Here is a 19808-nt window from a genome sequence, read left to right as displayed (position 1 = left end):
TGCATCTGAAATTAGTGAACTGCTTAAAATGTCTTTAAATATTTCCTTAATTTTTTATTTAAACTTCGTGGTTAACATTTTTAACCTCAACTTCAACCTTAACTTAAAAACTTCACCGTTTCATTCACCAAAAACCTCACCTGATCCGGTCTTCCTCTGTCTGTTTTGGGCAAATTATTATAGCTTCCTGTTCTCACAATCACCATATTATGTTCAGGGACCATGATGATGTATTGCCCTTGAAGTCCGAGAAAATAATAATGTTTAATCGGGTTGTCATTATTGATCCAGAATCCCATTCCGTAAATTTCACTGGATTTTTTGGTCGGGCTTTTCATTTCACTGATGAATTCGCGATTGAGTAATTGCTGCCCATCAAATTCCCCGTCATTCAAAAATAGCTGTCCAAGCTTGGCAAAATCTCTGGAAGTCGCGTGAATACAGCAATAGGTCTTTTCCATACCGCTTTGATCGGTGCTCCAGATGGCATTCTGTTCCATTCCCAGTGGAATCCAGAATTTTTCAGATAAATAACTCGAAAGCGTTTGTCCAATAGCTTTTTTTATCGCAAATCCCAGAAGTTGAGTAGATCCACTTTGGTACTCAAATCTTTCTCCTGATTTTTCTTTAAATTTTCTTGTAAACGTAGCATTGATGAGACTTTTTCCATAATATGCCTTGGCATTGGGACGGAAAGGATTTTTATAATCTTCATCCCAATCTAAACCGGATTCCATCTGAGCCAGATTTTTTAAAGTTAAATTTTCAGCTGATGTTTTGGTTTTAAATTCATCAAAATAATCTGAAAATTTACCGTTGATATTTTTTATTTTTCCTTCCTCCAAAGCTTTCCCCAAAAGCATCACCGTAACAGCTTTTGCCATCGAAAAAGAATTGGTCAGAGAAATTTTGTTATAGCCTTTCCAATACTGTTCGTGCACCAGTTTTCCGTCTTTAATCACTAAGAATGAAGCAGTGTTGCCAATATTCAAATCATCAACTATATTTTTCGGTAGATCGGTTTTGTTGTAATTGTCAGCTTTTACCCAAGGTTTTGGAGATTTCGTTTCAATAACATTTTTACTGAAGAATTTACCATCGTCAATGTGAGCACTGGCTTTGCCTTTCAGATAAGTTTTGGAAATTCCGTTGATGAGATAACCGTAGTCAAGTATGTAGACAATTGCTGTCAACACAATTAAAAATACAATGAAATATGTGAAAATAGCCATAAAAAATGTTCCTGAAACAAATTTAAACTAATTTTAAAATATTGACTGAAAATGATTTATTTTTGTGAATATGTGATGATTTTATGATTAAAAAATTGATGTTCCTCCTGTCTGTTTTTTACGTTGTAACGTGTTTCGGACAAGCCTATAAAGCAATTGATACCGCAGATTATCTTCAGCGAAAAGAATTTTTGAAAACTTTTACTCTCAATACCGATAATCTGATTAAGAAAAATAAAACAGATTATCCGGGACGAAAGGGCAGTGAACTGGCAAAAATCTACAAAGGTTTTGAAAAAGATTTTTCTGAAAAAGTAAAAGATAAAGACTTTGTTTTCAATTCTGTTTTTGATGATAAGGTAAACGGTCTTATTAATGGTTTACGAAAAAATAACAGTCAGATTCCTCAAAATTTAAAAATTCTGATAGCAAGAGACAATACGCCGAATGCCTACTGTTTTGCTGACGGCACTTTTGTAATCAATATGGGGCTTTTCAACTGGCTGAATAACGACGACCAGCTGGCGGCAGTCATTGCACACGAGTTGGGACACAAAATTGCAGATCATACTTTGAAGGCTTTTATCAATTTAATAGATCAAAATCAAACCGACAGATTGGTAGTTCAGAATATCAAATCAAACAAAGAAAACCGCAACAAACGGGCTTTTGATGTTCTGAAAAACAGAGTTTACAAAGAAGGAGTTGAGAACAGAAAGCAGGAAATGCAGGCAGACTCTCTAGGGTATGCTATTTTTAAGAAAAGCAATTTCAAACCGGCGGAATTTGTCAATACTTTAAAAAGACTCGAAGATTTTGATACAATTTCTCCCCGAACATTGAAAGTGGAAACCTATAAAAAATACTTCAGTATTCCGAATCAGGAATTTAAAGAAAACTGGCTTAAAAAGGAAGATTTCTCGCTTTACAATTACAATCACTATAAGCAAAAGCTTGATAAAGATTCTCTACGCTCGCATCCGGAAATTTCATTAAGAATAGAAAACCTGAAAAAGTTCTTCCCTGAACTGAAAAATGAGGAGATAGATGGAAAAGCATCAGAATCTTACACCAAAATCGAAAAAATTGCAAGAATGGAGACTTTACCCAATTTTTACTATTCTGAAGATTACGGAGTAGGAATATACACAAGTCTGCAGTTTCTGCAGGATGGCGAAGAGGAAAAGTATTACAAAGGCTGGCTTGGGAAGTGTTTTTCTAGAATTTACGAAGCACGAAAAAACTATAATTTAAACCGGTATTTAGATAGAGTAGACCCGAAAAATCAAAGTGAAAGCTATCAGCAATTTTTGAATTTCATGTGGAATTTAAGTCTGGATGAAATTAAAAACATTGCAGATTATTATAAAAAAGAATCCTGAAACTTATTAAACCCTCAAGGTTTTTGAAACCTTGAGGGTTTGTATTTTTACTATTTAGTAATTCAATCTTTCCAAACGTACCTTATTAAATTTCTCCTTCTCATTGTACTCACGAAGCAAAATATATCCTTCCTTCGCAACAAACGGTGTAACAACAAAATTATCTTTCTCAGAGATCGGGATCGTTTCCTGCTTAAATTTCCCGTTGATTACGGTGTTGATAAACAGATTCCATTTTTTTTCTTTCGTTACCTGATCTTTCTGATAATCTCTAAAAAAGAAAACAACATCTTTTCCGTCATTTAAGTATTGCGAAAAAAGATAATCGCTGTTGACCCATTTAGATTTTGCTTTTTCAAAAATCTGAACATCTTTTACTTTAAAATCTTTGTCGGTATTGATGTAAACTAAATCTGTAGTTTTGGGAGCGCTATACTGTCCTTCGGGTTTGAATTTTTCGGATAAAATCCCCACACTTCCGTCACTCATGAAATAAACGTCTTTGGTCTGAAGAAAATATCCGCTTTCTACACCTCCATCTGCACTCAATTTAGGAATGTGCGCTGAAAGATCTGGTTTGTAACTGATTGTTTTTAAATCGACATTATAGCTTTTTTTATCCAACATCAGTCGGGCAAAACCTTTATCGCCTTTTTCATAATTTCTGCCTAAATATAGTACTTTATCGTCAAAAGTTTTATCGTTATCAATTTTCTTTCCGCTTGAGTACAGAACATCAATATTATAAATGGTTTCAGGCGAAAGTCCGGTCAATGGCTTGTTGGATACTTCCTTTCCGGTTTTCATATCGAGAACAAGAACAGAAAAGGTTTTGTCATCATCATTTACTTTTCTCAGAATTCCGTAGAGATGATTTTCGTCTCTTTCAAGAACGGTAAGATCAGAAAATACTTTTTTGCTTCCGTCGGTATTATAGCTGTATTTCCAGACTTGCTTTTTATTTTCGTCGAAACGTATGATGCTGTTTTTGTTGACGTATTTTCCGTAATCGTTCAGTTCTACAGCTAGATAACCACCTTCTTTTATTTCCGAAACTGTTGAAACGTAATTGTAACCTTTATCTTTTTTCTCCGCACGGTTTTCCTTTCTTTCTTCTTTAAAAGATTTTGGCTGAGTGATTTCTACAAAAGTTCCGTTTTCCTGATAATCGTAATAAACCTTTGGTTTTACGGTATTGGTTTTAGGATCAATTACCATCGAAACAGGCATTGAAGCACCTTTTGATAAAGCTTGCAACACATTAAAATCGTAAGGCTGAAGTATAATCTGACCTTTAAAATCTACATATCCAAAATAATTCCCAACAATCATGTTGGCTTCGAATTCTTTGTTAGCAACTGGGTTTAGGTTTTTATCTAAAAGCACATATTCGAATTTCTGAGTTTTCTTGTCGGTTTTTCCTAGAGAATACATCGAAACATAGCCGTACAGGTTATCTTTTGTGTCGAAAAGGGCATTCATCCCGATATTTTGTCCGGAAGCTAAAGTCGCAAGATCCTGAGTTTGGGAGAAAGCAAATGTCTGGATAAGACCAAACATCAAAAGAGAAATTTTCTTCATAGTTATTTTTTGAAATCCAAATGTAATGAATTAAAGGATGTTATAAATATGCTGAAGAAAATATTTTTATGTTAAATTTTTATTGAAGATTATTCAATAATTTGACCCTTAGTCATATCAGATTATGAATTAACTTGAGGATGTATTTGAGCAAATGAGTCAAAAACCAAAGATTTAAATTATTGCGGACTGTAGTCCACTCTCATCAAATTTTTGCAGATTGGCTTTAGCCAAAACTTAGGAATATTAAAACATCAAAAAAGCCCTGATTTCTCAAGGCTTCCAATTTATATTTTAGAAAGTAAATTTCTGAAATTCGTTTTCTCATCGATAATCCGTCTCAGTTCAGAAACCGGAACTCTTTCCTGCTGCATTGTGTCTCTGTCTCTGATCGTCACGGTGTGGTCTGTTAAAGAATCGTGATCAATCGTGATACAGTAAGGCGTTCCGATGGCATCCTGTCTTCTGTAACGTTTTCCGATAGCGTCTTTTTCTTCGTAGAATAAATTGAAATCATATTTCAGATCATTGAAGATATTTTCTGCATATTCTGCCAAACCGTCTTTTTTCATCAAAGGAAGAATAGCTGCTTTTACCGGAGCCAAGGCTGGAGGTAGAGATAAAACTGTTCTTTCCGAACCGTCTTCCAAAACTTCGTCTTTCAGACAGTGAGAGAAAATAGAAAGGAATAACCGGTCTAAACCAACTGAGGTTTCAACTACATACGGAACGTAGTTTTCATTTCTTTCAGGATCGAAAAACTGTAATTTTCGTCCTGAATGCTTCTCATGCGCCTTCAAATCGAAATCAGTTCTCGAGTGAATACCCTCAAGTTCCTTAAATCCAAATGGGAAATTAAATTCAATATCTGCTGCAGCATTTGCATAATGTGCCAGTTTCTCATGATCATGGAATCTGTAGTTGTCATTTCCTAAACCAAGAGCTAAATGCCAGTTAAGACGTTTTTGCTTCCACTGTTCGTAGAATTCCAATTCAGTTCCCGGAGCCACAAAAAACTGCATTTCCATCTGTTCAAATTCACGCATTCTGAAAATAAACTGTCTCGCAACAATCTCATTTCTAAATGCTTTACCAATTTGTGCAATACCAAACGGAAGTCTGTGGCGGGATGTTTTCTGTACATTCAAAAAGTTAACGAAAATTCCCTGTGCCGTTTCCGGTCTTAGGTATAGATCCATCGCAGAATCTGCTGACGCACCCAGTTTGGTTCCAAACATCAGGTTGAACTGTCTTACCTCAGTCCAGTTTTTTGAACCGGTATCAGGATCAGCAATTTCCAGTTCTTCAATCAAAGCTTTTACATCAGCCAAATCTTCATTTTCTAAAGATTTTGCCAACCGGGATAAAATTTGTTCTCTTTTTGCTCTGTATTCTAAAATTTTGGGATTCGTCGCAACAAACTGTGCTTTATCGAAAGACTCACCAAATCTTTTGGCAGCTTTTTCAATTTCTTTATTTTCTTTATCCTCGATTTTCGCACAGTAATCTTCCACCAAAACATCCGCTCTGAAACGTTTTTTAGAATCTTTATTGTCAATCAGAGGATCATTAAAAGCATCAACGTGGCCCGAAGCTTTCCAGGTAGTCGGGTGCATTAAGATCGCTGAATCAATACCCACAATATTTTCGTTCAGCTGTACCATCGCTTTCCACCAGTATTGTTTGATATTGTTTTTCAGTTCTGCACCATTCTGTCCATAGTCATAAACAGCTGATAAACCGTCGTAGATCTCACTGGAAGGGAAAATAAACCCATATTCTTTAGCGTGGGAAATCACTTTCTTGAAAACATCGTCTTGCTTTGCCATAAATTTTTCGTCTTACCTGCAAAAATAGTGAAAATGTAGGAAGTTAAAAGCGGGATGACAGAAGTTTTTAATCCTGAAATTATTAGGAGCCGGGAACCTGCTGGTAATTTATCCTGAGCTTGTCGAAGGATTGTATCTTTTTTATGGCGGTCTCCATCAGGGCTAATGACTGGAAAATAAGTTTAGTCATTATTGTCTTTTTTTGAGACAATTTACCGAGATTTGTTTTACTTAAAAATTTCACAATGAAAAAATCCGGTTTTCTATTATTCATTTTTGTTTTGTGTGCTCAGTTTTTACCGGCTCAAGGTATTCCTGAAGGAAAAGTTGTGACACAGTATATTACAGCGAAGACTTTAAAAAACAAGGCCGGAGAAAATGCCAAACGTAGAGTTACTGTTTATTTGCCTCCAGATTACGAGTATTCGTCTAAGAAATATCCTGTAATTTATTACTTACATGGCTTTTTTTGGAGTGACAGTTTGTTGATAAACAACGATAAGATAAATCATATTTTGGATCGGGCAATTTATTTTAAAAAGATAAGATCCGTTATTGTTGTTATGGCTGATCAAAGTACAGTATTTAAAGGAAGTTTTTATGCCAATTCAAGATCATCCGGAAACTGGTCAGATTTCACTTCTATCGAACTCGTCAATTTTATTGATAAAAATTACCGGACAATTGCCAATAAAGAAAGTCGTGCAATATCCGGTCATTCGATGGGTGGAAATGGAGCTTTGAGAAATGCAATTCTTCATCCCGAAGTTTTTTCTTCGGTCTACGCACTTTCTCCCGGAATTTTAGATGCTCGATATTTTGCTTTGACACAAATTGATTTTTACAGAGATTTAGAGAATATTAAAGAGGTCAAAGACTTATCAAAGCCGGAAAATGCAAGAGCAAATATTATTTTCGCCATCGCAAGAGCTTACAGTGGAAACGAAAAAAAGCCACCGTTTTATGCAGATTTTCCATTTTCATTTAAAGATAATCAATTAACTGTTAATGAATCTGTCGTCGAAGACTTAAAAAGAAATTCTACATCAGAACTGCCATTTTCATATTATGAAAACCTAAAGAAATTAAAAGCCATCAAATTTGACTGGGAAGAAATGATGAACTGAAACATATTCCGCCAAGCTGCTTAGCTTTCAGTAAAACTCTGGAAATGTTACATATTAAACACGAAGCAGAAGAGTATATCGGCACCCACGGAAGTGAGGTAAGCAAAAAAAACGGAAGAATAGAAAACCAGATGCTGCCCTATTTTAATGAACATCTCAAATTTGAGGAATAGTGAGAAAACCTCTACTTTTGCCAAATGTTAGAAATTCTTTATCGAGACGAACATCTTATTGCCATCAATAAACCCAGCGGACTGTTGGTTCACAAATCTTTTTATTCCGGAGAGGCAGACACGTATGCGATTCAGGAATTACGAAAGCAAATCGGGCAGAAAGTGTATCCTGTTCACCGTTTAGACAGAAAAACTTCGGGCGTTTTGTTGTTTACTTTGGATAAAGAAACGTTGAGAACCATGAGCGAACAGTTTGCATCGCGTGAAGTCGAAAAGAGATACATCGCCATTCTCCGTGGCTGGGCGAAAGAAGAAGAGACCATCGATTACGATTTGGTAAACGAAAATGAAGTTAAACAAAATGCTGTCACATATTATCGTCGCCTGCAGACTTCGGAAATAGATTTGCCTTTTTTAAAACATCAGACTTCGAGGTACTGTTTGGTAGAAGCCATTCCTGAAACGGGAAGATTCCATCAGTTGAGAAAGCATTTTAAACATATTCTGCATCCAATTTTAGGCTGTAGAAAACATGGCTGTAACAAGCAAAACAAATTGTGGCTTCAGGCATTTGAGATTAACAAAATGACACTTCATGCCCATCAGTTAATCTTTAATCATCCTGTTTCTAACGAAAAAATTATGGTCAATGCCACTATAGATGATGAGTTCAAAAGGGTAGGAGATATTTTAAATTTTGATTTAAGTATTTATCATTGATAATTTAATGGAAATTATTTAAACGCAAAGATTTATTTTCAATATTGCAAGACTTAAGAAAGCAAAAAAGAATCAACGAGTTGATTTTTGAAGCTAACGTTCAAGCTTCGCGAAGCAAATTTATTTGCCTTTGCATCCCTAAAAATAAGAAGCCTATTTAATAAAACTTTGCGTTAAAAATATCTCCCAGATTTTAAATGTTATTTAGTGAAAAACATTTGTACAATTGGTGTTTAATACAACAAATAATCTCCATTTAAATAAATTATCACATATCAAGAATTCATTAATTTGAAAATGAGTATTTTTGTAAAACTTTTTTTCAATGTACAAATCGCTTATTCGCCCTATCCTTTTCAAATTTGATCCTGAAGAAGTTCATCACTTTACTTTTTCGATGCTTAAAAATTTCGGATTTTTAACCAAATTATTCCTTCCAAAACCTATCGTTGACAAACGTCTTGAAAGAGAAGTTTTCGGACTGAAATTTAAAAATCCAGTTGGTTTAGCTGCAGGTTTCGATAAAAATGCGGTTTTATTCAACGAATTAGGCGACTTAGGATTCGGATTTGTAGAAATCGGGACGGTTACTCCCAAAGCGCAGGCTGGAAATCCTAAGAAAAGACTCTTCCGTTTGATTGAAGATGGTGGAATCATCAACAGAATGGGTTTCAACAACGACGGTCTGGAAGCAGCGATTGAAAAACTGAAAGGTAACAAAGGAAAAATCATCATCGGCGGAAACATCGGAAAAAATACCAACACAACCCCTGAAAATTACACTCAGGATTATCTTGACTGTTTCGAGGGTCTGCATCCTTACGTAGATTATTTTGTTTTAAATGTAAGCTGTCCAAACGTCGGAAGCCACGCCAAACTGGAAGATGTTGAATATCTGAGAGAGCTGATTACTGCCGTAAAAGAAATTAATCAAACTAAACCGACCCAAAAACCAATTCTTTTAAAAATTGCTCCGGATTTAAACAACCAGCAATTGGACGAGATTATCGAACTGATTGCAGATACAAAAATCGACGGAATTGTGGTTTCAAATACATCAGTAAACAGAGAAGGTTTAAAAACTTCTGCAGAAACTTTAGCAGAAATCGGGAACGGTGGTTTAAGTGGAAAACCGATTCGTGAGCGAAGCACAAAAATGATTAAATATCTTTCAGAAAAAAGTAACCGCGCATTCCCAATTATCGGTGTAGGAGGAATTCACTCGGCAAAAGATGCGATTGAAAAGCTGAATGCGGGAGCAAGTTTGGTTCAGTTATACACAGGTTTTATTTATGAAGGACCGCAACTAATCAATGATATTAATAAGGAAATTTTAACGATAGCAAGTAGAATTTCGAAGTAACTTGAAAATTTTTATAGAAAATATTGAAAAGCAAAACTGATAAGGTTTTGCTTTTTTTTAGATACCTACAGGCTCTACTGAAATTTCCTTTTTAAATTTTTTTAATCTGAAGAAGTTTTCTGTATTGATAGTCTATTCATTTTAAAACACTATTTATCTCTAATTTTAGAAAGTAGACACTGGAAATTAATCCTTTTTTATAAATAACCAAATAGTATTGTTCATCTACTTACCGTGTAGTTTTTAGGTCGTTACTAAGCTGATAAATATATTAACTGCTTTTTGTATTTCTAAATAGGATGGAAATCTCAACAGGGAAGTTACTTAGATTGACAGTCTTTCCGTTTGTTGTACAACAATTGGAAACTTACTGCAGTGTCTGATCTAATTAAATTAAGAAAATTACATCATTTCTGGAAATGCTTCATTTCTCGCGGTAATCATTTCTGCACGGAGATCTTCAATCGTTTTATTTATATTTTTTTTTATTTTTTCCAGCCAATATTTTGAGCCGCCTTCGAGGTGATAAGTTGATCCGAATTCCATCAGATCGACCATCAGTGGGATTAAATCTAATCCTTTATTGGTAAGATAATACAAAAATTTAGACGCATTTTTTTCTGAAACTTTTTTCATAATTACCCCTTCGTTGGTTAGAAGATTTACTCTGTCTGTCAATACGCTTGGCGCAATGCCTTCATACGCATTCTTCCATTCCAGCCAGGAATTTTTTTTGCTAAAGATCATATCTCTCAGTATTAATAAGGTCCATTTGTCTCCAAATAAATCTAATGAATAGCTTATCGCACAGGTTGATCGTTTTCCAATCTCTTTCATAAAAAAAATATTTTAAGTAATATTAATTTAGTACTACTTTTTTATTTACATTTGCAGTATTAAATTGATACTACAAATTTAAGAAATATTTATTTTAAAGCGCTTTAGAACAAATAGATTTTAGATTGAAGTATTTGAGTTATTTCTATAAATGCTAAAATATTGCTAAGTATCTGTTGCTAAGATTTCTGGGTTACTCTAGATATGACAGGAAAAAATAAAATTAACATCAATCAAAAATTAAAATAAAATGAAAGCAATTCATTTAACAGCCTATGGCGATCCATTAAAAAATTTACAACTTTTAGACATTCCCGAACCCTCCAAACCTGATGTGGGAGAAGTTATTATCCGAATGGAATACAGCCCGATCGATCCCAGTGATTTATTACTTGCCAAAGGGATTTATGCCATACGACCGGAATTACCAGCCGTAATTGGCGGACAAGGAATTGGTATTGTGGAAGAGCTTGGCACTGAAGTTACGAATGTGAAAATAGGTGATCGTGTAAGTTTGCCATTTGGAACTTATGCCTGGTCAGAAAAAGTAAAAGCTAAAGCTGCAGAATTATTTGTTATTTCGGAAGAACTTAACGTACAGCAAGCAGCAATGATTGCCATCAATCCGCCAACTGCTGTTTTACTTTTGGATGAATTTGTAAAACTTTCAGCAGGAGATTGGATAGTCATTAATGCAGCCAATTCCAGTGTTGCAAATACAATTATTACAGTTGCTAAATCTCGTGGAATAAAAACATTGGGCATTGTCAGACGTGCTGATGCAGTTCATACAGCTTTAAAAGCAGGTGCAGATATTGTTTTGGTAGAATCTGAAACGGTTGTAGAAGAAGCGAAAATTGCTACTGATAATGCAAATGTTCGTCTAGGGCTTGATGCGGTTAGCGGAGAAGCTTCCGGAATACTTGCCCAAATTTTGGGTCTTGACAGCCATCTTGTGACTTATGCTGTGCTGAGTCTTCAGCCGATGGTGATTAGTGCTGTCGACATTATTTTTAAACGCATTACACTGCACGGATTTTGGATGTTTCTGCCACAATACCTTCCGAAATTACACAAAGCGAAAGAGGAAGCGGCAAAATTAATTGCAGATGGTAGTCTTAATGTTCCAATTGCTTCAATTTACCGGTTAGATCAAATTGCTGAAGCAGTAGCACATACAGAAAAAGGTGAAAAAGTGTTGCTCAGTTTTGAATAGAACTTAGCAATCAAATTAATAGCGGTTCGAATTAAATCTCGTAAAAAAGATTGAGCCGCTATATTTTTTTATGAATAAATAAAATTTAAGATATGAACATAGGTTTTATAGGTGCAGGTAAAGTTGCATCAAAATTGGGAGAATTGCTGGAGAATGCCGGGCACACTGTGAAATATGGAGTAAGAACTCCCGTGGAAAATAAGTTATCCATTACCGAGGTTACCGGATTTGGAGAAATTATTTTTTTAGCTATTCCGTACGTGTCAGTTGCAGAATTTTTAAGAAATAAAATAAATTTGTTGCAAGGAAAGATTATTGTAGATGTTACAAATCCTGTCAATGAAGACTGGAGTCCAATTTTTTTAGGAGAAGATAGCAGTGGTGAACAAACCGCAAGATTATTGCCAAAAAGTAGAATCGTCAAGGCTTTTAGTACAGTATTTGCCGAAACAATGGAACAAGACAAAATAAACTACAAGGGACTAAAAATGACAGTGTTCATCGCATCTTCCGATGATGAGGCAGCAGAATTGGTCAAAAATCTGGCCGAAGAAATGGGTTTTAACGGTTTAGTTTTAAAGGGAATTGAAAATTCGCGATACATGGATGCTCTTTCCAACATTAATTTAGGATTGGCGCTGAATGGCGGTGGAACTGATTCTGGGATTATTTATTTTCAAAGATCAAAAAACAATAGTTTTAAAATTATCTGAAGCTTTAAGGTATTCAAAATAGAATTATTAACTATCCGCCCTTTATCATTTAAAGAAAAAAATGCGAAATCGTATAAATAATCAAACCCACCAAACCACCTACCAAAGTTCCGTTCACACGGATGAACTGCAGGTCTTTACCAACTTCTAATTCAAGTTTTTCGCTCAGTTCTTTTCCCTGCCAGTTTCCGACGGTGGAGCTGATGAGGTTTCCGGCTTGGTGTGTGTTTTTCAGAATATATTTGTAGGCGGTAACTCTTACCCAATTATCAATTTTATTCTGAAGTTTTTCGTCGGTTTTTAAGTTTTCAGAAAACTGGTTGAGGTTTTTGGTGATGTATTTTTTTAATGATGATTCTTCTTCCTGAAGTTCTGTGCTCAATGTTTTTTTAATGGAAACCCAGATGTCATTCGAGTATTCATCCAGCTTTTGATTGTTTAAAAAATCGTTTTTCATGCTATTAAACTCATCAATCCATTTCGGATCTTCCTTCAAATCATTTGAAAAATCATAAATTTTTTCCGTAATTAAAGTTCTGATTTCGTGATTGGTATCTTCCTCAATTTCACGGAAGAAATCAGAAAGTCCGCTTGCAATTTTCTCAGCTATCTTTTTGTCTACAAACGATGGAATAAAAGAATAACTTCCTTTTTTCACCCTTTCTTTAATCATTTCATCATTTTCGATGAGATATTCTTTGATTTGTTTTGAAAGATTGGTTACTATTTTCTGATGATCATTTTTATCCAGAAGATAAATAATTCCGTTGCCTAAAATTTTATTTAACTGAATATCATCCGTCATCTCGCTCACTTTTTTGCTGATAAAACGGCTGACTTCAGCATCATCGAGTTTATTCAAAATATCCAATATTATGTCAGAAAGATTTTTAATTAAAGCTTCCTGATTTCTCTCTTTCGTCAACCATTCCCCGACAAAATTGGAGATTTTAATTTTTTGTATGTATGGACGGATCGTCTGAGGTGATAAGAAATTTGATACAACAAAACTTCCGAGATTATCACCGAGTTTCTCTTTACTGTTTTCAATCAGATTCGTGTGCGGGATCGGAAGCCCAAGTGGATGACGAAAAAGTGCAGTAACGGCAAACCAATCTGCCAAAGCACCAACCATTGCGGCCTCAGAAAAAGCACGGACGTAGCCAATCCAATGTGATTCGTGAGTTTTCTGCAGGATCGTTGTAATTACAAAAATCACAGCCATCAGAACAAAAAGTCCTGTGGCAAAAGCCTTGTATTTATTGAGTTGTTTTCGTTTCAGTTCATCATTCATAGTCTCAAATTTAGTAAATTTGAAATTGGAAAATGGTATAAAATTAGATGGAAGATGATTGCGGATTAAAATTTGCATTCATCTTGAAGTTTTTAAAACTCATTATGAAATTTTTAATTCCCATATTATTATTAACCTTTCTGCAAATGTGTTCGCAGACTCAAAAACCTGTTAAATCAACTCCTATGGAAAATACTGAAGCAAAAAACAATCCATATTACTCAAGAACTGACCGCACTAAACTGAATGTATCCAATGATGAATGGAAGAAAATTCTTTCTCCAGATCTATACGCCATTGCACGGGAAGCAGCTACAGAAAGACCATTTACCGGAAAATACAATGAATTTGATGAGTTGGGAGAATATTACTGCGCGGTTTGTGGTAATCATTTATTCCGTTCAGATTCTAAATTCTCATCAACATGCGGATGGCCAAGTTTTTTTGAAGCGGATAAACAGGGGACTGCTTACAACCGAGATTCTTCTCATGGGATGGAAAGGATAGAGGTGGTTTGCAAGCGTTGCGATTCGCATTTGGGTCACGTCTTTAACGACGGTCCGGCACCTACGGGAACGCGTTACTGCATGAATTCTGTAAGTTTAGAATTTGTTCCCGACTCAGAAAAATAATTGCTTAGTATCAGATAATCATTACGTTAAACTTTCTTAAATTCAGTTAAACTTTTGAGTTTTTAACTGTTACTCCGTTATGTTTTTATAATTTTGCTCGACCAATTTTTAATTAACATAATATTTAATGAAAGGATTTTATAGCGTATTAGGCATTGTGTACTTGATTTCAACTTCTTTTTATCTTGCTCCCAAAAAAGCAGAAAATTCTAGAAGTACAAAGAACACAGACAAAATAGAAACTATAGTTGAAGCAAAATCTTTAAATACCACCAAAGTGAGTTCTTCTGAAGAACTTTATCAATCTATTTCTTTCGAGAATACCAATAAACTTCAGTTTGATGTTTTTGCAAAAGCATTATTAGGTTTTGAAAATCTTAAAAGAGCAGGCAAGTTAAGCCAGGAAGCTCATTTACTGACGGTGTGCGATTTCTCATTATCTTCAAATGTAAAGAGACTTTGGGTAATTGATACTGAACAGAGAAAAGTTCTATTCAATTCATTGGTTGCTCACGGAAAAAATACAGGTGAAGAATTTGCTACAAATTTTTCCAATACAGAGAGTTCACTGCAAAGCAGCATGGGTTTTTATATCACAGAATCAACTTATAATGGAGACAACGGATATTCTCTGAAGCTATTGGGAATGGACAAAGGCTTTAATGATGCAGCATACAGAAGAGCTGTTGTAATGCATGGAGCCGATTATGTGAGCGAGGAATTTGCTTCGGCACACAAAAGAATCGGAAGAAGCTGGGGTTGCCCTGCCATTCCTAGAAGTTTGACAGAGCCAATCATCAATACTATTAAAGGTAAAAACTGTCTCTTCATTTATTATCCTGATGAAAACTATCTTTCATCTTCGGAATGGCTGAGAGCTTAAACGAATAAATATCAAAACCTTACATTTATTGTAAGGTTTTTTTATGCAGAGCATTTTTATTTTCGAATTTTTTGTTAGTTTTGTTGCAAACAAACAAATGATGATTAGACAAAGTATATTCGCAGCTGCGATAATCAGCACGTGCTATTCTTATGCACAAGTTGGGATCAACAACTCAGACCCAAAAGCAACTCTTGATATCACTAAAAGCGCATCTGGCGTTAGCGGTTTGCTTATTCCAAGACTCACCAATACTGAGGTTACCGGAATGACCATGACCGCTGCACAAAACAGCATGATGGTCTATCTGACTACAGCCGTACCGTTGGCAAGCCGAACGGGAGCTTATATCAATATGGATTCTCCTGCGCATTACTATTACAGCAGCACCGGGAATGTCTGGTTAAAAATTATAGATACCAATACAAAACCTACAGGTCTGGAAAGAATTTCTGCGTCAGCAACCAATTTCGGATGGAGATTTATTGGTGCAACCCCGGCTAACTACGGACCGCTCGGAAAGTATGCCGCTGATTTATCCTGGAACCCGACCAATTTAACAGAATCTTTTCCTTACGTAGGAACGTATGCTGCAGCTTTAGCTGCAACCTCGCTTACATCAGCAGATATGGGAGCTTTAGGACAGGGTTCGTTTGTTACAGGCGCATTTAATTCAGCAAAAGGTGGTTTTTCCACATTATTGGGAGCCTCAAATAAATCTTTAACCAATGCTCATTTTTCAGTGGCTTTAGGTGGTATGAATACGGTTACAGGATTAGGATCTGTCAGCATTGGCGCTCAAAATTCTTCTACCAGTAACTCAGCTATTTCTATAGGATTAAGCAACACTGCATCAGGTGAATCGAGTATAGCAATGGGAATTACTTCTGAGGCAACCAATCAAAACTCTATTGCAATGGGTCAGGCGGCGAAATCTTCGGGTGTGGGATCTGTAGCAATTGGTTCTGCTTCGAATTCTTCAGGTATAAATTCTTTTGCCTTAGGAGCTGACACTAAAGCCAGCGGAAATTATTCTTTTGCCATGGGAAACAGCAGTGAGGCCACAAATACATCTTCATTGGCAATAGGTTATCAGAACAAAGCAACAGGAGAATATGCTACCGCATTAGGACTGGGAACAACTGCCGGAAACCAGGGTAATACTGTAATTGGTGAATTTAATGCAGGCGACGCAAGCCCGGAACCCAACTCATCAATTGACCGAAACAAAAAACTCTTTGTTGTAGGTAATGGTACAAGCAACACCAACAGATCAGATGCTTTTGCTGTACTCCGAAACGGAAAAGTGGGAGTGAACGCTTCTGACTTTCACATCTTATCTCAGGCTAGCGATGCTATTTTGCAGGTGAACGGAAATACAAAAACCAATGGTTTAGTGGCAAATTTTAAATTTGGAACTACAATAAATGCAGATGATTATACAGTTGTTTTAAGTGGTGATGCAACACTTCCGGCATCAACTGCTAACAATAAAGGTAGAATTTTAAATATTTGCAGTGACGGCAATGCAAGAACATTAACTGGTAATATGCAGGACTCTGGTGGAGCATATCCATCTGTTATTCTTGGTACTGCAGGTGGTGGGAGATGCTTTACGCTACAATCGACCGCTGATGCTGGTCGCTGGTGGATTATTAGTAGAAACTAAATTGTGTAATTTAATTATAAAAAATGCCGCTTCAATAATTTTGAAACGGCATTTTTATTTGATCTATAATTTAAGAAAACTTCTTGAAAACCAGCGTCGCGTTGTGTCCTCCAAAACCAAAGGCATTACTCAAAGCGTAATTAATTTCTTTTTCTTTCGCCTCATTAAATACGATATTGATATCTCTGGGAATTCTCTCATCAATACTGTGCATATTAATCGTCGGAGGAATAATTCCATTCTGAATAGCTTTAATAGAAAGAATGGCTTCAGCCGCACCGGCAGCTCCCAATAAATGGCCTGTCATTGATTTTGTTGCACTGATATCTAAATTGGTATTCCCTTTAAATACTTTAGTAATTGCATTCAGCTCAATCAAATCTCCAAGTGGAGTAGAGGTTGCGTGTGGATTGATATAATTGATATCCTCAGCGTTGGCGCCGGCTTCTTCCAGAGCAAGTTGCATCGCTTTGATGGCTCCTGCTCCGTCAGGATGTGGGGCGGTCATATGGTAGGCATCGGCAGTCATTGCGGCTCCCACCAATTCGGCGTAAATTTTTGCCCCACGGGCTTTCGCGTGTTCATATTCTTCAAGAACCAGAGAGCCGGCGCCTTCACCCATTACAAAGCCATCTCTGTCGGCATCATACGGTCGGCTTGCTGATGCGAAATCGTCATTTCTTGTAGACATCGCTTTCATGATAGAAAATCCTCCAACGGATGCCGGAGTAATGGCTGCTTCAGAACCACCGCTGATGATAACTTTCGCTTTTCCCAATCTGATATAGTTGAATGCGTCCATGATGGCAGTATTTCCGGTAGCGCATGCGGAAACGGTAGTGTAATTAATTCCCTGAAGCCCAAACTTCATAGAAATCATTCCAGATGCCATATTTGCGATAAATTTAGGAACGAAAAAAGGATTGAAACGTGGGTTTTCTCCTCCTTTTGCGAATTCCATTACTTCGTGTTCAAAAGTCCACATTCCGCCCTGTCCGGTGCCCCAGATAACGCCGGTGTCGAATGGATCCATCTTTTCAAAATCCAATCCAGAATCCTGAATCGCTTCTGCAGAAGAATACATTGCATATTGAGTAAAGAGGTCGCTTCTTTTTATTTCGTTGTGGGTAAGATGAATTTTGGGATCAAATTTTTTCACTTCACAGGCAAAATGAACCTTGAATTTTTCTGTGTCAAAATGTTTGATTAAATCTGCACCGCTTTTTCCGTTGATGCTGTTTTGCCAAAAATCTTCGACATTGTTTCCCAAAGGTGTTACTGCACCCAATCCTGTAATGACAACTCTTTTCATAAGTTTATGCTGTTATTTTTAAGTGTATGCTATCGTAAGTGTTTCAGAAACTGGTAACGACAGCATAATTAAATTTATTCTTTTTTAAAGGTCAAATAATAGTATCAAAAGTGTGCCTAAATATTGACGGTTTTATGTTTAGTTATTGATTTTAAATAAATTAGAGGTTCCTCTTGCAATCAGGCGAGTTTTATCTTCATTCCAGATTTCGCACTGTGTATTCACAAATTGTTTACCTCTTTTAATGATTTTGGTTTCTGCTATGATGTGATCATTTTCTTTTGCGGTCGAGAAATAGTCAATGGTGTTGTTGACGGTTACGATAAAAGTTTTTTCATTCAGAGAAAACATAGTTGCACCGATGATATCATCCATAATTGCTGCAGTTACTCCACCGTGTAAATTTCCCATAGGATTCAGCCATTCTGGTCTTACAGTATACTGAAATTCAATTTGACCTTCCTCAGCAGAAACTACAACAGGATTTAGCCACCTCATGAATGGAGAAGGAGATTCTGTGAATTCTTTACCAACGAATGCCTGCAGCTGTGCCAGTTTATCCATAATCCCAATTTTTTAATGATGGTGATTTTATCTCTCGGTCGATAATTGAAATTACTCTGTCTAAAGCAAGATTAAGATATTTTTCATCATCTGTAGTTTTTGAAAGGAGAATACCACCTTCAATCAGCATAATGAAAAGGGATGCATATTCTTCTGCACTTATTTTTTTATTAAATTCTCCGGTATCCTGACCTTTTATAATAATTTTTGAAACGGTTTTCTTCCAGTTTTCAAAGGAAATAGCAACCTGCTTTTTAAGATTTGGGAAAGTGTCATCAGATTCTGTTGCCGCATTCATAATCGGGCAGCCTCCGTTCGCGAAAACAAAATGCCAGTTTTTTCGGTAGAAAGCGACAAATGCATACAGTTTATCGAGTAGAGTGGGGAATTCATCGCCAAAAGATCTCAGTAAATTTTTTCCAAGCAGACCGGAATTGAATTTGTAAACTTCTATGGCCAGTTCATCTCTGTTTTCAAAATTTCCATAGATGCTTCCTTTGGTTAGGCCGGTCGCTTCAGAAATGTCGGATAGAGATGTTCTTGTATAGCCTTTGCTGTTGAACAAGGCTGCGGTTTTCTCGATGATGAACTGCTTGGTTTTATCTGCTTTAGACATTTTTACCTAAAAACGGTATGCAAATATAGTAAAAATATACCAATCGGTATATTTTATTTCAAAAATAAAGTCTGAGAATAATTTTGTTCTCAGACTTTATCTGTTTGTTGGTTAATTTTATTTAAAACTTAAGCTAAAGTTGCGTTCAAAGTTATTTCAAAACTAAAAGCCTGGCTTACAGGGCATCCTTCTTCTGCGATTTTAGCGTATTTCTGAAAATCTTCTTCAGAAATTCCAGGAACTTTTGCCGTTAGAGTCAATTCAGATTTAGTGATTTTTCCGATGCTCGGGTCAAGAGTGATGACAGATTTTGTAGTCAGTTCGTCAGGTGTAAAACCTGCTTGAGAAAGTTCTGCGCTCAGTTTCATTGTAAAACATCCTGCGTGTGCTGCTGCCAACAATTCTTCAGGATTTGTTCCTACACCGTCTTCAAAACGGCTGCCGAACGAATATTGAGTTTGATTTAAGGTTGTGCTTTGAGTCGTGATGTGACCTTTTCCTTCTTTTACGGTACCGTTCCAAACGGCTGTTGCGTTACGTTTCATATAATATTTTATGTTTAAAAATTTAAAGATAAAAATACGAAAAAGCATGATGACAACTGTATTAATTTGTTGAAATCATGCTTTATTTTAATTTGAAAATTTGGAAGTGAGATAATTTGA

General features: G+C 36.0%; 19 protein-coding genes. 10 read left to right on the top strand and 9 right to left on the bottom strand.

All coding sequences use genetic code 11. From position 1 onward, the window contains the following. Positions 1 to 98: 98 nt before the first annotated feature. Complete coding sequence (locus OMO38_RS03655) at positions 99 to 1232, bottom strand: serine hydrolase domain-containing protein (RefSeq protein ID WP_264748863.1); 1134 nt, start codon at positions 1230 to 1232, stop codon at positions 99 to 101. An 83-nt stretch (positions 1233 to 1315) separates the two neighbouring features. Here OMO38_RS03655 and OMO38_RS03650 point away from each other — a divergent pair, with 83 nt between their 5' ends. Further along, positions 1316 to 2614, top strand: coding sequence for a M48 family metallopeptidase (locus OMO38_RS03650; RefSeq protein ID WP_264748862.1), 1299 nt, complete (start codon positions 1316 to 1318; stop codon positions 2612 to 2614). 54 nt (positions 2615 to 2668) lie between these two features. Here the strand turns inward: OMO38_RS03650 and OMO38_RS03645 are convergent, their stop codons facing one another. Then, positions 2669 to 4195, bottom strand: a complete 1527-nt coding sequence (locus tag OMO38_RS03645; protein WP_264748861.1) for a hypothetical protein — start codon at positions 4193 to 4195, stop codon at positions 2669 to 2671. A gap of 287 nt (positions 4196 to 4482) precedes the next feature. Then, complete coding sequence (locus OMO38_RS03640; protein ID WP_264748860.1) at positions 4483 to 6024, bottom strand: glycine--tRNA ligase; 1542 nt, start codon at positions 6022 to 6024, stop codon at positions 4483 to 4485. Positions 6025 to 6269: 245 nt separating this feature from the next. Here OMO38_RS03640 and OMO38_RS03635 point away from each other — a divergent pair, with 245 nt between their 5' ends. The 4 genes from OMO38_RS03635 to OMO38_RS03620 all read left to right on the top strand — a co-directional run bounded on the left by OMO38_RS03635 (position 6270) and on the right by OMO38_RS03620 (position 9407). Next, entirely contained in the window at positions 6270 to 7151 is an 882-nt protein-coding gene (locus OMO38_RS03635; RefSeq protein ID WP_264748859.1) for an alpha/beta hydrolase, read from the top strand. A gap of 44 nt (positions 7152 to 7195) precedes the next feature. Beyond that, positions 7196 to 7324 (top strand): hypothetical protein, encoded by a 129-nt coding sequence (locus tag OMO38_RS03630; protein WP_264748858.1) that lies wholly within the window; start codon positions 7196 to 7198, stop codon positions 7322 to 7324. 24 nt (positions 7325 to 7348) lie between these two features. After that, positions 7349 to 8044: a pseudouridine synthase gene (locus OMO38_RS03625; protein ID WP_264748857.1), complete on the top strand. Its 696-nt coding sequence runs from the start codon at positions 7349 to 7351 to the stop codon at positions 8042 to 8044. Between the two features lie 325 nt (positions 8045 to 8369). Then, positions 8370 to 9407: a quinone-dependent dihydroorotate dehydrogenase gene (locus OMO38_RS03620; RefSeq protein ID WP_264748856.1), complete on the top strand. Its 1038-nt coding sequence runs from the start codon at positions 8370 to 8372 to the stop codon at positions 9405 to 9407. A gap of 402 nt (positions 9408 to 9809) precedes the next feature. Here OMO38_RS03620 and OMO38_RS03615 read toward each other — a convergent pair whose 3' ends face one another. Then, entirely contained in the window at positions 9810 to 10244 is a 435-nt protein-coding gene (locus tag OMO38_RS03615) for a winged helix-turn-helix transcriptional regulator (protein ID WP_264748855.1), read from the bottom strand. Between the two features lie 250 nt (positions 10245 to 10494). Here OMO38_RS03615 and OMO38_RS03610 point away from each other — a divergent pair, with 250 nt between their 5' ends. After that, a complete protein-coding gene (locus OMO38_RS03610; protein ID WP_264748854.1) occupies positions 10495 to 11460 on the top strand; it encodes a zinc-dependent alcohol dehydrogenase family protein in 966 nt (321 codons plus the stop codon). 92 nt (positions 11461 to 11552) lie between these two features. Further along, the gene (locus OMO38_RS03605) at positions 11553 to 12173 is read left to right on the top strand and encodes an NADPH-dependent F420 reductase (RefSeq protein ID WP_264748853.1); all 621 of its coding nucleotides are present in this window, start codon (positions 11553 to 11555) and stop codon (positions 12171 to 12173) included. Positions 12174 to 12222: 49 nt separating this feature from the next. Here the strand turns inward: OMO38_RS03605 and OMO38_RS03600 are convergent, their stop codons facing one another. Next, entirely contained in the window at positions 12223 to 13467 is a 1245-nt protein-coding gene (locus tag OMO38_RS03600; protein ID WP_264748852.1) for a DUF445 domain-containing protein, read from the bottom strand. Between the two features lie 146 nt (positions 13468 to 13613). On the opposite strand from OMO38_RS03600, the gene msrB reads away from it, so the two are divergent. From msrB to OMO38_RS03585, 3 genes are all read left to right on the top strand, one after another. After that, positions 13614 to 14099: a peptide-methionine (R)-S-oxide reductase MsrB gene (gene msrB / locus OMO38_RS03595; protein WP_264749123.1), complete on the top strand. Its 486-nt coding sequence runs from the start codon at positions 13614 to 13616 to the stop codon at positions 14097 to 14099. A 127-nt stretch (positions 14100 to 14226) separates the two neighbouring features. Further along, complete coding sequence (locus OMO38_RS03590; protein ID WP_264748851.1) at positions 14227 to 14982, top strand: murein L,D-transpeptidase catalytic domain family protein; 756 nt, start codon at positions 14227 to 14229, stop codon at positions 14980 to 14982. A 97-nt stretch (positions 14983 to 15079) separates the two neighbouring features. Beyond that, the gene (locus OMO38_RS03585; RefSeq protein WP_264748850.1) at positions 15080 to 16651 is read left to right on the top strand and encodes a hypothetical protein; all 1572 of its coding nucleotides are present in this window, start codon (positions 15080 to 15082) and stop codon (positions 16649 to 16651) included. Positions 16652 to 16721: 70 nt separating this feature from the next. On the opposite strand, the gene fabF is transcribed toward OMO38_RS03585, so the two are convergent. From fabF to OMO38_RS03565, 4 genes are all read right to left on the bottom strand, one after another. Continuing rightward, the gene (fabF, locus tag OMO38_RS03580; RefSeq protein ID WP_264748849.1) at positions 16722 to 17963 is read right to left on the bottom strand and encodes a beta-ketoacyl-ACP synthase II; all 1242 of its coding nucleotides are present in this window, start codon (positions 17961 to 17963) and stop codon (positions 16722 to 16724) included. A gap of 138 nt (positions 17964 to 18101) precedes the next feature. Continuing rightward, positions 18102 to 18527 carry a PaaI family thioesterase gene (locus tag OMO38_RS03575; RefSeq protein WP_264748848.1) on the bottom strand — a complete coding sequence of 142 codons (426 nt, stop codon included), beginning with the start codon at positions 18525 to 18527 and terminating at the stop codon, positions 18102 to 18104. Further along, the gene (locus OMO38_RS03570) at positions 18520 to 19143 is read right to left on the bottom strand and encodes a TetR/AcrR family transcriptional regulator (protein WP_264748847.1); all 624 of its coding nucleotides are present in this window, start codon (positions 19141 to 19143) and stop codon (positions 18520 to 18522) included. The genes OMO38_RS03575 and OMO38_RS03570 overlap by 8 nt, the downstream gene beginning before the upstream one ends. A gap of 128 nt (positions 19144 to 19271) precedes the next feature. Next, positions 19272 to 19688 carry an OsmC family protein gene (locus tag OMO38_RS03565; RefSeq protein WP_264748846.1) on the bottom strand — a complete coding sequence of 139 codons (417 nt, stop codon included), beginning with the start codon at positions 19686 to 19688 and terminating at the stop codon, positions 19272 to 19274. Positions 19689 to 19808 lie beyond the last annotated feature (120 nt).

Source organism: Chryseobacterium kimseyorum, from assembly GCF_025971945.1.
Taxonomy (GTDB): domain Bacteria; phylum Bacteroidota; class Bacteroidia; order Flavobacteriales; family Weeksellaceae; genus Chryseobacterium; species Chryseobacterium kimseyorum.
The sequence above is the reverse complement of the archived record's forward strand: the minus strand, read 5'-3'. Positions and strand labels throughout refer to the sequence as shown.

Bases quoted from the DNA above. Each gene is read 5' to 3' on its own strand.
- OMO38_RS03655 (WP_264748863.1), bottom strand. From the start codon at position 1,232: ATGGCTATTTTCACATATTTCATTGTATTTTTAATTGTGTTGACAGCA.
- OMO38_RS03650 (WP_264748862.1), top strand. From the start codon at position 1,316: ATGATTAAAAAATTGATGTTCCTCCTGTCTGTTTTTTACGTTGTAACG.
- OMO38_RS03645 (WP_264748861.1), bottom strand. From the start codon at position 4,195: ATGAAGAAAATTTCTCTTTTGATGTTTGGTCTTATCCAGACATTTGCT.
- OMO38_RS03640 (WP_264748860.1), bottom strand. From the start codon at position 6,024: ATGGCAAAGCAAGACGATGTTTTCAAGAAAGTGATTTCCCACGCTAAA.
- OMO38_RS03635 (WP_264748859.1), top strand. From the start codon at position 6,270: ATGAAAAAATCCGGTTTTCTATTATTCATTTTTGTTTTGTGTGCTCAG.
- OMO38_RS03630 (WP_264748858.1), top strand. From the start codon at position 7,196: ATGTTACATATTAAACACGAAGCAGAAGAGTATATCGGCACCCACGGA.
- OMO38_RS03625 (WP_264748857.1), top strand. From the start codon at position 7,349: ATGTTAGAAATTCTTTATCGAGACGAACATCTTATTGCCATCAATAAA.
- OMO38_RS03620 (WP_264748856.1), top strand. From the start codon at position 8,370: ATGTACAAATCGCTTATTCGCCCTATCCTTTTCAAATTTGATCCTGAA.
- OMO38_RS03615 (WP_264748855.1), bottom strand. From the start codon at position 10,244: ATGAAAGAGATTGGAAAACGATCAACCTGTGCGATAAGCTATTCATTA.
- OMO38_RS03610 (WP_264748854.1), top strand. From the start codon at position 10,495: ATGAAAGCAATTCATTTAACAGCCTATGGCGATCCATTAAAAAATTTA.
- OMO38_RS03605 (WP_264748853.1), top strand. From the start codon at position 11,553: ATGAACATAGGTTTTATAGGTGCAGGTAAAGTTGCATCAAAATTGGGA.
- OMO38_RS03600 (WP_264748852.1), bottom strand. From the start codon at position 13,467: ATGAATGATGAACTGAAACGAAAACAACTCAATAAATACAAGGCTTTT.
- msrB (WP_264749123.1), top strand. From the start codon at position 13,614: ATGTGTTCGCAGACTCAAAAACCTGTTAAATCAACTCCTATGGAAAAT.
- OMO38_RS03590 (WP_264748851.1), top strand. From the start codon at position 14,227: ATGAAAGGATTTTATAGCGTATTAGGCATTGTGTACTTGATTTCAACT.
- OMO38_RS03585 (WP_264748850.1), top strand. From the start codon at position 15,080: ATGATGATTAGACAAAGTATATTCGCAGCTGCGATAATCAGCACGTGC.
- fabF (WP_264748849.1), bottom strand. From the start codon at position 17,963: ATGAAAAGAGTTGTCATTACAGGATTGGGTGCAGTAACACCTTTGGGA.
- OMO38_RS03575 (WP_264748848.1), bottom strand. From the start codon at position 18,527: ATGGATAAACTGGCACAGCTGCAGGCATTCGTTGGTAAAGAATTCACA.
- OMO38_RS03570 (WP_264748847.1), bottom strand. From the start codon at position 19,143: ATGTCTAAAGCAGATAAAACCAAGCAGTTCATCATCGAGAAAACCGCA.
- OMO38_RS03565 (WP_264748846.1), bottom strand. From the start codon at position 19,688: ATGAAACGTAACGCAACAGCCGTTTGGAACGGTACCGTAAAAGAAGGA.